The following is a 14,480-nucleotide window of genomic DNA, read 5'->3' as shown; positions in this document are numbered from 1 at the left end:
TTAGCGATCGTTTTTTTTCGCAGCACAAACCCTAGTAAATTCTCAAAATGAAGATATACACCAAAACAGGTGACAAAGGTACTACTGCCCTAATTGGGGGCACGAGGGTTAAAAAACATCATGTAAGAATAGAATGTTATGGCACTGTAGACGAACTCAATTCTTGGATTGGCTTGATCAGGGATCAAAAAATAGACAAAAGGTCTAAAGAAACTTTAACCGAAGTTCAGAAAAATCTGTTTGTTGTTGGGGCTATTTTAGCCACAGACCCAGAGAAGGCCCTTCTAAAGAACGGAAAAAAAAGGCTGAACATTCCAGAAATTGAACCTTCTGACATTGAGTTGCTTGAAAAAGAAATTGATGTTATGGATGAAGCTTTGCCTCAAATGACGCATTTTATCCTTCCAGGCGGCCACACCACCGTGTCATACTGTCATATTGCTAGAACGGTTTGCAGGAGAGCGGAACGTATGAGCACGCTTCTTTACGAAAATGAACCATTTAATGAAAATGTCTTGTTATTTTTAAACAGGCTCTCCGACTATTTATTTGTACTGGCACGAAAATTGTCAGAAAATTTACAAGCCGAAGAAATAAAATGGATTCCAGAGAATAGGGAAAAGGATAAATAAAGCACAAAATTTAAATATTTGCTTCAGTTTAATTTGTAATTCTCTAATAATTTCTTTAATTCTTCGTTATCAAACTATTAAAACAAAAATAATGACGATAAAATAGCCCTATTTCCTTGGCTATGTGTATTTAAAAATTATTTTTGCAAAAAATTAAATTGAACAACTGAAATGTATTGGACATTAGAACTAGCATCCTACTTGAGTGATGCACCCTGGCCCGCAACAAAAGACGAATTGATAGATTATTCAATACGTACCGGTGCGCCCCTAGAGGTCGTCGAGAACCTTCAGTCTATGGAGGAAGAAGGTGGTGAGATTTATGAATCCATTGAAGAAATCTGGCCAGACTACCCTACAGAAGAAGATTATCTCTGGAACGAGGACGAATATTAGAAATATTACGTTAATTGAAACAAAAAAGTCTCTATCGAGGCTTTTTTTTTATGTAATTTTGGCAGGTATTTAAGTAAAATGTACACAGGTTTTAAACTGGAATACCTTTTGCGAAGAAATACACCACGGGCGCATTGCAGAAATAATGCCCTACCGCAATCAATATCTTAAAAGCGGTCTAATACAAAACAGCTAGAAATGAGTTTTTTAAATTCGATATTAAAAGTATTCGTAGGTGATAAATCAGAAAAAGACGTTAAAGAGCTAAAGCCTCTTGTAGAACAAATAAGGTCTTTTGAACAGCAATTAGAGGAACTAAGCCACGATGAATTGCGTGAGAAGACCAAAACCTTTAAGCTCAAAATAGCGGAGGATATTAGTGAATTCACCAAAAAAATAAGCGAGCTAGAAGAAGAAGTAAAAACGTCTACGGATATTGATAAGAACGAAGACATTTATGCTGAAATAGATAAACTCAAAGAAGAATCCTATAAAGTAACCGAAAAAACACTTAGCGAAATTCTACCGGTAGCATTTGCCGTGGTAAAAGAAACCGCCAAGCGTTTCGCCAAGAACGAAACCATACAGGTTACCGCATCAGAATACGATAGGGAACTATCAGGCTCAAAAGATTATGTATCCCTAGATGGTGACAATGCCATTTGGAAAAACTCATGGAACGCCGCAGGTAAGCAAGTAACTTGGGACATGATTCATTATGACGTTCAGCTAATTGGAGGTATTGCATTGCACCAAGGTAAAATTGCTGAAATGCAAACTGGTGAAGGTAAAACCTTGGTGGCAACACTGCCCTTATATCTTAATGCCTTGGCCGGTCATGGAGCGCATTTGGTTACCGTTAACGATTATCTAGCAAAAAGGGATAGCGCCTGGATGGCTCCAATTTTTGAGTTCCACGGTCTTTCTGTAGACTGTATAGACCATCACCGTCCTAACTCCGAAGGAAGAAGAGCGGCGTATAATGCAGATATAACTTATGGTACCAATAACGAATTTGGTTTTGACTACCTAAGGGACAATATGGCGCACACGCCAAAGGACCTTGTACAACGCCCACACCACTACGCTATTGTAGATGAGGTGGATTCTGTTTTAGTAGATGATGCACGTACCCCATTAATCATATCCGGTCCGGTTCCTGAAGGTGACCGCCATGAATTTAATGAGCTTAAACCTAAAGTTGCGGATATTGTAAGTAAACAAAGACAACATTTGACCGGTGTTTTGGCCGAGGCCAAAAAACTGATTCAAGAAGGTAACACCAAAGATGGAGGGTTCCTTTTGCTTCGTGTGCATAGAGGGCTACCTAAAAATAAGGCCCTTATTAAGTTCCTAAGCGAAGAAGGCGTTAAACAACTACTTCAAAAAACAGAGAACTATTACATGCAGGACAACAACAGGGAAATGCCTGTTGTAGATGAAGATCTATTGTTCGTTATTGATGAAAAGAACAACCAGATAGAGCTTACCGAAAAAGGGGTGAATTATATTTCAGGCGAGCAGAACAGAGATTTCTTTGTAATGCCGGATATTGGTGGAGAAATTGCAAAAATAGAAAACCAGAACCTGGATATTGAAAAAGAGGCCGAACTTAAAGAAGAGCTTTTTAAAGAATTTGGAGTAAAGAGTGAACGTATCCATACCATGAGCCAACTTTTAAAGGCATATACACTTTTTGAAAAAGATGTGGAATATGTGGTTATGGACAACAAAGTGATGATAGTTGATGAACAGACCGGTCGTATTATGGACGGTCGTAGATATTCAGACGGACTTCACCAAGCAATAGAAGCCAAAGAAAATGTGAAAATTGAGGCGCTTACTCAAACCTTTGCTACGGTTACCTTACAGAACTACTTTAGAATGTACAATAAACTTGCAGGTATGACCGGTACGGCCGTTACCGAAGCAGGTGAATTCTGGGAAATATATGAGTTGGATGTTATGGAAATACCAACCAACAGACCTATTGCCCGAGATGACAGACATGACTTGATCTATAAGACCAAGCGTGAAAAATACAATGCCATTATTGATGAAGTCACCAAACTTTCACAAGAAGGCAGACCGGTATTGATCGGTACAACTTCGGTGGAAATTTCCGAGTTGCTGTCCCGAATGCTTACCATTAGAAAAGTAAACCATAACGTACTGAATGCAAAACTTCATAAAAAAGAAGCAGATGTTGTTGCTGAAGCAGGTAACCCCGGTGTGGTTACTATTGCAACCAACATGGCCGGTCGTGGTACGGATATTAAACTTAGTGAAGCAGTAAAGAAAGCCGGAGGTCTGGCCATTATTGGTACGGAAAGACATGATTCTAGACGAGTTGATAGACAGTTAAGAGGTCGTTCCGGTCGTCAGGGAGATCCAGGAAGTTCTCAGTTCTATGTTTCACTAGAAGACAACCTAATGCGCCTTTTCGGCTCTGACCGTGTTGCTAAAATGATGGATAAAATGGGCTTGGAAGATGGTGAAGTTATTCAGCACTCCATGATGACCAAATCTATCGAGCGTGCGCAGAAGAAAGTTGAGGAAAACAACTTTGGTGTACGTAAGCGTCTTTTGGAGTATGATGATGTTATGAACGCCCAGCGTGAAGTCGTTTACAAAAGAAGAAGACACGCTATACAAGGAGAGCGTCTAAAGGTTGATATTGCTAACATGGTGTATGACACCTGTGAAGTTATTGCAGATACCAATAAAGCGGCAAACGATTACAAAAACTTTGAGTTTGAACTGATAAAATATTTTTCTATCACTTCTCCTATTTCAGAAGGTGATTTTGGTAAAATGAGTGTGCAGGACATTGCCAATAAGGTATATGACACGGCATATAAGTATTACCAAGAAAAAATGGAACGTAATGCAGCTACTGCATTTCCGGTTATCAAAAAGGTTTATGAAGACAGTGCCAATAAGTTTGAGCGTATTGTAGTACCTTTTACAGATGGTATAAAAACCCTTAATGTGGTTACCAATTTACAAAGTGCTTACGAAAGTAATGGTAGGGAATTGGTGTCGGATTTTGAGAAAAATATAACATTGGCCATTATTGATGATTCTTGGAAAACGCACTTGCGTAAGATGGATGAGTTAAAACAATCTGTACAGTTGGCCGTTCACGAGCAAAAAGACCCACTTCTAATCTACAAATTTGAAGCCTTTGAACTCTTTAAAGAGATGATAAACAAGGTAAATAAAGAAGTTGTTTCTTTCTTGTTTAAAGGGGAATTGCCAAGTGAGAACCCAAACCAGATTCAGGAAGCCAGAAACGTAAGTAGACCAAAGGAAAATCTTCAGACAAGTAAAGAAGAAATTCCTAATAGCGATGAATTGGCGGCTCAAAATAGAGCAGCAGGTCAAACACAGGGCCAACGTCCACAAGTTACGGAAACCATAGTTCGCGAACGACCAAAAATTGGCCGTAACGATAGGGTTACCATTAAGAACGTTATGTCCGGCGAAAGCAAAGTTGTTAAGTATAAGCAGGCAGAACCACTTATTGAAAACGGTGATTGGGTACTAACCGAAAACTAAAAATTAGTACATATAACAGCATTAAAACGGCAGCTTGTCTCTAAGTTGCCGTTTTTTTTTGCCCGATTAACGAGTAAAAGGTCACTTAAAAACAATTGTGTCTACTATTGCAGGGCTAGAATAAATTACCCCAAAGGTTAAGTTGCAGTAAATTAAGCAACTATAACTCTAATTTATTCCGAATTTAACTTCCAGAAATACACTTGCTTTAAAATAAAAGCTTGTTGTACCTCTGTTGAAGTGTCGCATATAACACGCGGGTTCACTTCTTTATTTAGATGAATACCCAAAAAGGATAGATGCGAAAGCCCAAAATACGCCTTAACAGGATCAATGACAAGACAAAGTTACTACTCAAGTTTAACTATATCTCGTCATTTCTTAGTCTAATTATAGGTTTGGTATGCACGTACGTATTTGACATGCACGGCACCATACCTTATGTTTTTTATTTTTACTTTTTTCTGAATTTAATAAACATAGCCGCTTTTAGCAGACACAAGAACTTAACTGCTATGGCAATCTGCACTTCGGTGTTATCATTCATAAGTACCATTGTAATAACTCTATTCAGCGGAGGAATAAATAGTCCGTTCATCTTTATATTAGGACTCATAGTACTTGCCGGCTACATCTCTACAAGGATTTTTGGAAAAATTTATCTTTATCTTATTATAAGCACCATTGTTGCTATATACTTTATTGACTATGCTAATTTTGATTTCATAATTAATGAGGTGCCAGATGATGCAAGAGACTTGTTCAGTTTGTTAAGCATATTGTTTTCCGTTTATTTATTAGGAGGTGTTTTAGGCAAAAACTTGTTGAACACCCATCATAAATTATACCGTTCAAAAGCCAGAATTGAAAGAAGTGTGGACGAAAAGGAAAATCTCTTGCGAGAAGTTCACCATAGAGTTAAAAACAACCTACAAACGGTTTCTAGCCTTCTAAATTTACAAGCTAGAAATACACCCAACCAACAAATAAAAGAATTGGTTAGAAGTAGCCAAAATAGGGTTACGGCCATGGCAATGATTCATGAAATGTTATACGTTAGGGACAACCTATCAAAAATTGAGTTCGGATCATACGTAAATGAACTTACACAACATCTTTTAAAAACGGTTGAACGCAAGGATAGAAAGATAGAAGTTTCTACAGACATTCCGGACACATTACTTAGTATTGATACGGCCATACCATTGGGTTTACTAATTAATGAAGCCGTAACGAACTCAATTAAATACGGATTCAAAAATTTAGATGAGTGTAAAATAACTATTGAACTGGAGAAAAGATATCAGAATAAATATATTCTAAAAATTAGCGATAATGGCCTTGGTTTTCCATTAAACTATGACTTCAAAAACTCGAATACACTAGGTATTAGATTAATACACAATCTTGCTAGACAATTACAAGGAAAAATTGAACATCTCCCCACTGATAGAGGCACTACCTATAAATTAGTATTTCAAGATATTTCGAGTCAGTTTAAACCATAATTATTATATTGTTCACCGGTTTATCCTAAAATTATTTTTCCTTATTCTAAATTAGTTTTTTCTTTCATTAAATGACAGACATTTCATAATAAAATTGTAGTTTTCTACCTGAAGCCCCTAATTTACCTTTTTTAAGTATTAGATTTTTTAGAATCCACTCCTAGCTTACTAGCTACTTGAGCCATATTCTAACACCTCTATTCCTGTTTTCTGCTTCGGCTTCAATAAAAATAGAAATGCCTCATATGAATAAGATCCAAAGTAGATTGGACAACCAAAGTAGGTTGTTAATCAACTTTGCCTATGCTTCATCTACACTTTCATTTATAGTTGGCATATTGTTAATGTATCTATTCAAAATTGTAGGATACATACCTATAACCTTTATTTTATATGCCCTGTTGAACTTAATCAACACGCTGTTATATAAAAAATTCAATAAATTATTGATTAGCTCATTAATAGGTTCTCTTTTGTCCCTTATGGGTGTATTGATTGTTACCATTTTTAGTGGCGGCATAAACAGTCCGTTTATTTTTGTATTCAGCATTATAATTTTAGGCGGTTACATGGCGGGACATATTTTTGGTAAAATCTACTTAGCAATTGTACTTTTTTCCATCTTATGTATTTATGGTATAAGTGAGTATGGTACCATAACCAATGAGATACCGGAAAATGCCAAGGATAATTTTAGTCTAATTAGTATTGTTTTTTGTTCATACCTTTTATTGGGGGTCTTTGGGAAGCACCTTTTAATAACCAACGAAAGGTTAATTGCATCAAAAGCCAAAATAAAGGAAGGAATTGCAGAAAAAGAAATACTTCTTAGAACTGTTCACCACAGGGTAAAAAATAATCTACAGACCGTTTCAAGTCTTTTAAGCTTACAATCTAAAAATACTACGAACGATAAAATAAAAGAACTAGCTATCAGTAGTCAATATAGGATAAACTCTATGGCTATGATTCATGAAATGCTTTACATGAGGGATAATATTGCTAAAATTGCATTTAAACCTTACTTAAAAGAACTTACCGACTTCCTAGTTAAATCTGCAAACCGTAAAAATCAAGATGTTACAGTTTCCATAGACATGCCAGATGTAAATCTAGGTCTAGATACCACTATTCCCTTAGGACTGTTAATCAATGAGGCGGTCACCAATTCTTTAAAATATGGGTTTCCTGAGAACAGTTCTGGAAACATAAAAATCACCCTAAAAAAAGATAATGATGAAGACCATAGCTATTCTTTGGATATTACAGATGATGGCATAGGTTTTCCTGAAGATATAAATCACAAGACAACCACATCTCTTGGCCTTAAATTGATGCATAATCTAGGTCGCCAATTAAGAGGTTCCGTATCCCGAATTAAAACCGAAAAAGGAACGGGCTACCACATTACATTCAAAGACAGGGAACGTCATCTACCTAGTATAAACGGATGATAGGTTCAAAACACACTTACCCAATAATTCCCACGAAATCAATATCTTTAAGAACAGCCACCATTATAAAGAACCAAAAAATGAATAATTCCCGCCGAAAATTCCTGTCGTCTATTAGTATGCTTGCCGCCAGCACTGCCATTCCCCTCCATGCGTTTAGCTTTGACACTTCTAAAAAACTAAAAGTTGTACTTGTTGGAACTGGCGTAAGAGGCATCACATTTTGGGGAAAAAGGTTAGTAGACCAGTATTCTGATATTATTGAATTTGTTGGTCTTTCCGATATAAATCCAAGTCGACTGGCGTACGCTAAAAAATATATTGGGGTTAAGTGTCCTGTTTTTACGGACTTTGATACTATGATAAAAGATACCCGGCCAGACTTAGTTATTGTAACAACAAAAGATTCTACACATCATCATTTTATAATTAAAGGTTTGGAAATGGGGTGCGATGTTCTAACTGAAAAACCCCTCACCATAGATGAAACAAAATGTCAGGCTATTTTAGATGCCGAAAAAAAATCGGACAAGAATTTAATAGTAGGCTTCAACTATAGGTGGAGCCCGTATGCCACTAAAATAAAGGAACTTTTGATGAACAAGACTATTGGGGATTTGGTTTCCGTAGATTTCAATTGGTACCTTAACACTTACCATGGCGCCTCTTACTTTAGGAGATGGCATGGTGAAATGGAAAGTAGTGGTTCACTCTGGGTACATAAATCAACACACCATTTTGACCTACTAAATTGGTGGATAGATTCCGAACCAAGCAAAGTTTTTGCTTATGGAGATTTAGAGTTCTATGGAAAAAATGGACCATTTAGAGGGAAGAATTGCCGTAGTTGCAATCATACCAAAGAATGTGACTTTTATTGGGATATCAATCAAGATAAATTTATGAAAGAGCTATATGCAGACCATGAACATGAAGATGGGTACCTAAGAGATAATTGTTTGTTTAGAAATGACATTGACATTTATGATAAAATGTCCGCTCAAGTAAAATATGCGGATAATACTACGCTTAATTATTCACTTACCACCTACTCGCCCTTTGAGGGGTGGCGTGTAGCCTTTAATGGCACAAAAGGAAGAATTGAGGCTTCACAAGACATTCCTTATCACGATAGCCCCACCATCTCCGAAGCTGAAAAGCATGCCAATGAAATGAAACAAAGTAAAGAAGAGGAATTATCCTATGAATCTATTATAGTTCATAAACTTTGGAAAGAACATGAAAATGTAGAGGTTGCTATGGAGAAAAAAGGCCATGGCGGTGGAGACAAACGACTGCAAGACAAAATTTTTAAAACATCGGAAGCGGAAGACCCCTTTGGTAGAACAGCAGGTATTAGGGATGGAGCCATGTCCATTCTTATTGGTATTGGAGCTAGACGTAGTATTGAAGAGGGAAAAGCCATTGATATTTCTCACCTCACTAATTTAAAACCTCAAAAAAAACGATAAAAATGTTAAATACTATGGCCCAAGGGTAGTATTTAACCTACTTCTTTGATTGTGCGGTAAAACATATTTAGATTTACCTAACCAAGCGGATATTCCTTACAATTAAAGAGAAATACAAATTAGCTTTATATGCAGCAGAGTACCGATTTAGAAAAAAGATTAAAAAGCAAGGTTAGACTGGTATTAAAAGTCAATTATTATTCTTCTGTTTTTTCTTTAATCTTTGCTGTTCTTTGTTTCTTTTTTCTAGATATTATAGAAGTAATACCCTATATCTTTCTTTCTTTTGGCATTCTAAACCTTATAAATACGCTAGCCTACAAATACCATAAAAGGCTTACCCTTACCTATAACATTGTATCTATGATGACTTTGGCCGGAGCCAGTGTTATAACGCTCTATACGGGAGGAATAAACAGTCCGTTTATTTTTGTTCTTGCCCTTATTGTGATTGCGGGTTACGTTACAACAAAAGCATATGGCACACTCTATCTATACCTAAATTTGTTAATTATTACGCTCATTTATGTCCAGAGTATTGCCGATTTTAGTTTTGTAAAAAATGTGGTCCCGGACTCTTCCAAAAACCTGTTCGCTCTTTTAAGTGTTCTGTTTTCGGTTTACCTATTAGGTGGCGTATTTGGTAAAAACTTGCTCCATGCGCATCATAACTTGTATAAAACCAAGAATGAACTCGAAGAGAAAATACGTGAAAAGGAAACCTTAATAAAAGAAGTCCACCATAGAGTTAAGAACAATTTACAGACTGTCTCCAGTTTGCTAAGCCTGCAATCTAGAAGTATTATAGACAAAGATGTTAAAAGCCTTTTGAAAAGTAGTCAAAATAGAGTAATTACCATGGCCATAGTTCATGAAATGCTCTATATGCGAGAAGACCTTTCTAAAATTGAATATAAATCTTACGTGCAGGAACTTGCGGAGTATTTAGTCCGTTCTATAAAAGGTACCAGTAGTAACATTACCCTAAACATAGATATTCCAAATATAAAGCTGAATATAGACACGGCCATACCTTTAGGCCTGCTCATTAATGAAACTGTAACCAATGCCCTTAAATACGGTATTGCAGATGAAGATAAAGGTGAAATACACATAAGACTTAGAAAAGCCGAGAACAATGAGTTCATTCTTAATTTAGGTGATAACGGAAAAGGGTTTCCTGAAGACATTACCCATAAAAATTCAAAATCACTAGGACTTAAATTAATACACAATCTATCTCGCCAATTACAAGGTTCTATTATGAGAGACCTTAGTCAAAAAGGAACCCACTACACTATAAAGTTTAAAGAAATACGAGATCAGATTACTAGTGTAGCATAAAAAACTAGCTACTCAAAAAACTATTTCTTTACTGGAGATTTTAAAGAGCGTAGTATTCCTTTAGTCTTTGGAAACAATACTACATGGCTAAAAATTAAGGCAATAGCTGTTAAAAAAACAAATAACATCATAGCAATCGTTTTAAAATTATACTCTAAATAGATTTATATCCTTGTGAGTAACACATTAAATGTTGTTTACTGATGATTTTGCCTCTTAGAATACACCCTGTTAGATAGCAGGTACTAGTTTTAATTTTCTTAGTAACCTTAATATTATTAGAGCTATAAACCAAAACAAGACCCATTAAAGAAATGTAATTTTTAACATTGACAATTGCTTTTAGTAAACCAAGCATTCCTAGGTCTTAGGGCAACGGCAAGATTAAAAAGATTTAACATCTAAAATTCGGGGGTAATCTAAATATAATCACAGAACATTCATTATCACATATAAATCGTTATAATACATTAAATTAAGACCATTTTATAATAAAATGGAATACGTATCTATTAAGCCATCTTAGCTTTGTTTCTTTTTGTAGTGAAAGAAAGCGCTTTAGTTACTCTAGCGTTGTTTCTCTTGTATAAACGTGCCACTTCTACTGCTTTCTCAAAGTTAACCTCTTCGATAGAAATTTCGGTAACGATACTCATTTCAACAGTAGCAACTTTAACCTCTTCGGTTGCTGTTTGTGCTTGAGCAGTTACTCCGATAAAAAGAACAAAAATTAAAGTTGCGATAGTTTTCATGACTTGGGCGTTTATATAAATAAAACGCCACAGGCCCCATTCTACCGAGGTTCCGTTCGCCGAAAAACCTTGTATTTTCGGTTATCTGCACAACTTCGGCTCAAGTGTAAAAAACCATCGGTGAACGTAATCGGACCAAAAAACACTTTACCGAATCAATGTGTATTTAATCCGAAAAAGAGGTGTTCTTCTTCAAGCAAAAATCATCCTAATTCATCTTTTGCAATACTTTTAATCCATTTATATATCATCATTACATTTATTACCTATAAAATCCCGAATCAAGAATAACAACAATAGTAGAATTGTTTCATTTAATAAATAATAAATTGATCAGTTCTATTTTCTTTTGAAAGAATAGATGAAGTAAACCCAGAGTTGTACTAATAATTTGTTGCTATATATAGAAGATGATTCCAATCAACTATGTCAACTGCTTGTATTCTAGCTAGAAAAAATGATAAGTTATCTAGAGACATTAATGCATTACAACATATAATACGGACTAATGCTAATGAACAACATATATTAAGTAGCCTGGGGGGTTGAAATAAGTACTATGTTACAACTTTATAGATCCTAACTACTAAAATGAAACCTTAAAATATATAAGTACTTTTCTTAAAAGATAAGTTCAAATTAAAAAAACAACGATTAAGCCATCTTAGCTTTGTTTCTTTTTGTAGTGAAAGAAAGCGCTTTAGTTACTCTAGCGTTGTTTCTCTTGTATAAACGTGCCACTTCTACTGTGTTCTCAAAGTTAACCTTTTCGGTAGAAGTTTCGGTAACGATACTCATTTCAACAGTAGCAACTTTAACCTCTTCGGTTGCAGTTTGTGCTTGAGCAGTTACTCCGATAAAAAGAACAAAAATTAAAGTTGCGATAGTTTTCATGACTTGGGCGTTTATATAAATAAAACGCCACAGGCCCCATTATACCGAGGTTCCATTCGCTGAAAAACCTCGTATTTTCGGTTATCTGCACAACTTCGGTTCAAGTGTAAAAAACCATCGGTGAACGTAATCGAGCTAAAAAACACTTTACCGAATCAATGTGTGTTTAATCGGATTGAGGATGAAATTATTGACCAAGAAAAGTTTACCAACTAGTTATTGAGAGAAAAATATCAGTTAGAAGCTAGATTTTGAAATTGTTATTTACTGTTTTTATAATTTATAGAGATAAACCTTGGAATGACCAAGGTATAAATCAGCACCTATAGAGAACAGAAACATTTAAAAAAATAATATTTATCCTACAAACAGATCGTTGAGCGAACGATCAACACACAACTTTTGTCGATTATTAGTTAATATTATTGGAACGATACTCCTAAATATATAATTTGCACCCTCTTTTGAAAAAGAAAATGGATTAATTTAAAATCACTGAATTATGAGACGTAATTTAATTACAAGATGGTTGTTACTATCAGCTTTGTTCGTATCATTCATTATGGTACCCGTAGCATGTAGTAGCGATGATGGTGGAACTGATACCGAACAAAAGCCTGACCCAGATCCGGATCCGGAACCAGAGCCAGAACAAGTTGCCGACCCAACAAATGAGAATACAGTTATAGATGCTACTGCAGCAGCCCATGCAAATGGTATCAGTACATCTACAGTAACTGTTACATTAGCAGATTCCGATGGAAAAAAACTGACCAAAAGCGGAGGCACCGTTGTACTATCGGCTACTGGCTCTTCTACTGTTTCTGAAGTTACGGATAACGCTGATGGAACTTATACCGCTACAGTTAGTGGCGATGTTGAAGAAACCATTACTGTATCTGGAAAATTAGACGATGTAGCCATCACTAGCACAGTGGATATTACCTTTAATCCTGATGAATCTAATCCTGCACAGGAAGCGGAGCAGTCAACTGAACCAGCTGGACCTACTCTTCTTAGAATTAATTGTGGTGGTCCAGAAGTAACTTTTGGAGATATCACCTTTTTAGAGGATCAATATTTTGGTGAGAATAGTGAAGTGTTTACTAATCCTTTCGTTACTGAAATAGATAACACAGAAATGGATGCCATTTACCTCACTGAAAGAGTTTCTGCAGATGGACCAATGTTCAAAGGGCCTACCTCATATGATATACCGGTTACGAACGGTACATATACAGTAAAGCTTTATTTTGCGGAAATCTACTGGGGAGTTGAGAACCCACAAGGGTTTGAAGGAGGAGAAGGAAGCAGAATTTTTAATATCCTAATGGAAGATAAAGAAATCTTTACAGGCTATGATTTATTCAAAGAGCACGGAGCTGCGTCTGCCGGAAGTAAAATGTACGATATTGAAGTTACCGATGGTGAATTAAATATCATGTTGGAGGCCACTGTTAACAAACCAAAAATATCTGCAATAGAAGTCTTTGGTACAGGAACTATCGGTTCTTAAGAACAAAAGCTTTAGCTATAAAATTATAGGTCTTCGGGAAATATTCCTTGAAGACCTATTTTTTTTGAACCTTTGTCAGTAAGGAAACGTATCTATTTTATACTAATTCCATAAAAAACAGAAAAATGATTTTTAAATCTATAATCTCAACTATATCCCTATTAATAGTCACCTCTTGTCAATCACATGTTGAGAAGAAAAAAACCACTATGGAGTCAACGGTTGAAAAAGAAATTGTAAAACCAACAAACCAAGATTTAGAAAAGTTTGAAACTGCTTATTTCGCAAGTGGCTGTTTTTGGTGTGTAGAAGCCATTTTCGAAAGTGTAAAAGGGGTTAAAGAAGTTGTTTCCGGATATTCAGGTGGTACCGAAAAGAATCCAACTTATGAGCAAGTTGGTGGAGGAATGACAAGTCACGCAGAGGCCGTTAAAATTTATTATGACCCAAAAGTTATTTCATTTACCGCTCTAGTACAGGTTTTTTTTGGCTCCCATGACCCTACCACCCTAAACAGACAAGGACCCGACCGTGGTGCTCAATACCGCTCTGTTGCATTTTATAAAAATGAAAAAGAAAAACAGATTATTGAAGGTTACATAAAGGCTCTGACAGACCAAAATGTTTATGAAGGTGCTCCAATTACAACAGAAGTAACCCAATTCACCAAGTTTTATGATGCCGAAGATTATCACCAAGATTATGAAAAAAAGCATCCTAACAACTCGTACATCACCAATGTATCCATTCCAAGATTAAATCGGTTTAAAGCAAATTTCAAAGAATATTTAAAGGAAGATGCCCATTAAGACCTAAGTTTTGTTTTATAATCCACCTAATTTTATCTATTCTTAACCATCCTGTTCCAATTGCCAAAATCAAAAAAATTGAACGGTTTCAATATCTATTTTAAACTTATACTATTATAAGCGTCAAAGTATACCCCTGTGT

The 14,480-nt window shown here is 35.8% G+C and carries 11 protein-coding genes; 9 read left to right on the top strand and 2 right to left on the bottom strand.

Going from position 1 to position 14,480, the window contains the following annotated elements:
* Positions 1 to 47 precede the first annotated feature (47 nt).
* From H9565_RS18155 to H9565_RS18125, 7 genes are all read left to right on the top strand, one after another.
* Positions 48 to 632 (top strand): cob(I)yrinic acid a,c-diamide adenosyltransferase, encoded by a 585-nt coding sequence (locus H9565_RS18155; RefSeq protein ID WP_215441800.1) that lies wholly within the window; start codon positions 48 to 50, stop codon positions 630 to 632.
* Positions 633 to 803: 171 nt separating this feature from the next.
* Complete coding sequence (locus tag H9565_RS18150; protein WP_013994285.1) at positions 804 to 1,028, top strand: DUF2795 domain-containing protein; 225 nt, start codon at positions 804 to 806, stop codon at positions 1,026 to 1,028.
* A 198-nt stretch (positions 1,029 to 1,226) separates the two neighbouring features.
* Positions 1,227 to 4,589, top strand: coding sequence for a preprotein translocase subunit SecA (secA, locus tag H9565_RS18145; RefSeq protein ID WP_215441799.1), 3,363 nt, complete (start codon positions 1,227 to 1,229; stop codon positions 4,587 to 4,589).
* 515 nt (positions 4,590 to 5,104) lie between these two features.
* On the top strand, positions 5,105 to 6,097 hold the full coding sequence (locus H9565_RS18140) for a sensor histidine kinase (protein WP_246560791.1): 993 nt from the start codon (positions 5,105 to 5,107) through the stop codon (positions 6,095 to 6,097).
* Between the two features lie 245 nt (positions 6,098 to 6,342).
* Entirely contained in the window at positions 6,343 to 7,551 is a 1,209-nt protein-coding gene (locus H9565_RS18135) for a sensor histidine kinase (RefSeq protein ID WP_215441797.1), read from the top strand.
* An 80-nt stretch (positions 7,552 to 7,631) separates the two neighbouring features.
* The gene (locus tag H9565_RS18130; RefSeq protein ID WP_215441796.1) at positions 7,632 to 9,023 is read left to right on the top strand and encodes a Gfo/Idh/MocA family protein; all 1,392 of its coding nucleotides are present in this window, start codon (positions 7,632 to 7,634) and stop codon (positions 9,021 to 9,023) included.
* A gap of 129 nt (positions 9,024 to 9,152) precedes the next feature.
* A complete protein-coding gene (locus H9565_RS18125; RefSeq protein ID WP_215441795.1) occupies positions 9,153 to 10,367 on the top strand; it encodes a sensor histidine kinase in 1,215 nt (404 codons plus the stop codon).
* A 512-nt stretch (positions 10,368 to 10,879) separates the two neighbouring features.
* On the opposite strand, the gene H9565_RS18120 is transcribed toward H9565_RS18125, so the two are convergent.
* Together H9565_RS18120 and H9565_RS18115 are read right to left on the bottom strand one after the other, a co-directional pair.
* Entirely contained in the window at positions 10,880 to 11,119 is a 240-nt protein-coding gene (locus tag H9565_RS18120) for a hypothetical protein (protein ID WP_215441794.1), read from the bottom strand.
* A 654-nt stretch (positions 11,120 to 11,773) separates the two neighbouring features.
* A complete protein-coding gene (locus H9565_RS18115) occupies positions 11,774 to 12,013 on the bottom strand; it encodes a hypothetical protein (protein ID WP_215441793.1) in 240 nt (79 codons plus the stop codon).
* 502 nt (positions 12,014 to 12,515) lie between these two features.
* Here H9565_RS18115 and H9565_RS18110 point away from each other — a divergent pair.
* Positions 12,516 to 13,529, top strand: coding sequence for a malectin domain-containing carbohydrate-binding protein (locus H9565_RS18110; RefSeq protein WP_215441792.1), 1,014 nt, complete (start codon positions 12,516 to 12,518; stop codon positions 13,527 to 13,529).
* A 209-nt stretch (positions 13,530 to 13,738) separates the two neighbouring features.
* A complete protein-coding gene (gene msrA / locus H9565_RS18105) occupies positions 13,739 to 14,338 on the top strand; it encodes a peptide-methionine (S)-S-oxide reductase MsrA (protein ID WP_246560788.1) in 600 nt (199 codons plus the stop codon).
* Positions 14,339 to 14,480 lie beyond the last annotated feature (142 nt).

It is taken from the genome of Zobellia russellii, assembly GCF_018728565.1.
Lineage (GTDB): Bacteria > Bacteroidota > Bacteroidia > Flavobacteriales > Flavobacteriaceae > Zobellia > Zobellia russellii.
This window is presented reverse-complemented; position numbering and strand designations above follow the sequence as displayed.

What these genes read in the sequence shown, in the direction of transcription:
- H9565_RS18120 (WP_215441794.1), bottom strand. Translation starts at nt 11,119, where the DNA reads ATGAAAACTATCGCAACTTTAATTTTTGTTCTTTTTATCGGAGTAACT.
- H9565_RS18130 (WP_215441796.1), top strand. Translation starts at nt 7,632, where the DNA reads ATGAATAATTCCCGCCGAAAATTCCTGTCGTCTATTAGTATGCTTGCC.
- H9565_RS18110 (WP_215441792.1), top strand. Translation starts at nt 12,516, where the DNA reads ATGAGACGTAATTTAATTACAAGATGGTTGTTACTATCAGCTTTGTTC.
- H9565_RS18140 (WP_246560791.1), top strand. Translation starts at nt 5,105, where the DNA reads ATGGCAATCTGCACTTCGGTGTTATCATTCATAAGTACCATTGTAATA.
- H9565_RS18115 (WP_215441793.1), bottom strand. Translation starts at nt 12,013, where the DNA reads ATGAAAACTATCGCAACTTTAATTTTTGTTCTTTTTATCGGAGTAACT.
- H9565_RS18150 (WP_013994285.1), top strand. Translation starts at nt 804, where the DNA reads ATGTATTGGACATTAGAACTAGCATCCTACTTGAGTGATGCACCCTGG.
- H9565_RS18155 (WP_215441800.1), top strand. Translation starts at nt 48, where the DNA reads ATGAAGATATACACCAAAACAGGTGACAAAGGTACTACTGCCCTAATT.
- H9565_RS18135 (WP_215441797.1), top strand. Translation starts at nt 6,343, where the DNA reads ATGAATAAGATCCAAAGTAGATTGGACAACCAAAGTAGGTTGTTAATC.
- H9565_RS18125 (WP_215441795.1), top strand. Translation starts at nt 9,153, where the DNA reads ATGCAGCAGAGTACCGATTTAGAAAAAAGATTAAAAAGCAAGGTTAGA.
- msrA (WP_246560788.1), top strand. Translation starts at nt 13,739, where the DNA reads ATGGAGTCAACGGTTGAAAAAGAAATTGTAAAACCAACAAACCAAGAT.
- secA (WP_215441799.1), top strand. Translation starts at nt 1,227, where the DNA reads ATGAGTTTTTTAAATTCGATATTAAAAGTATTCGTAGGTGATAAATCA.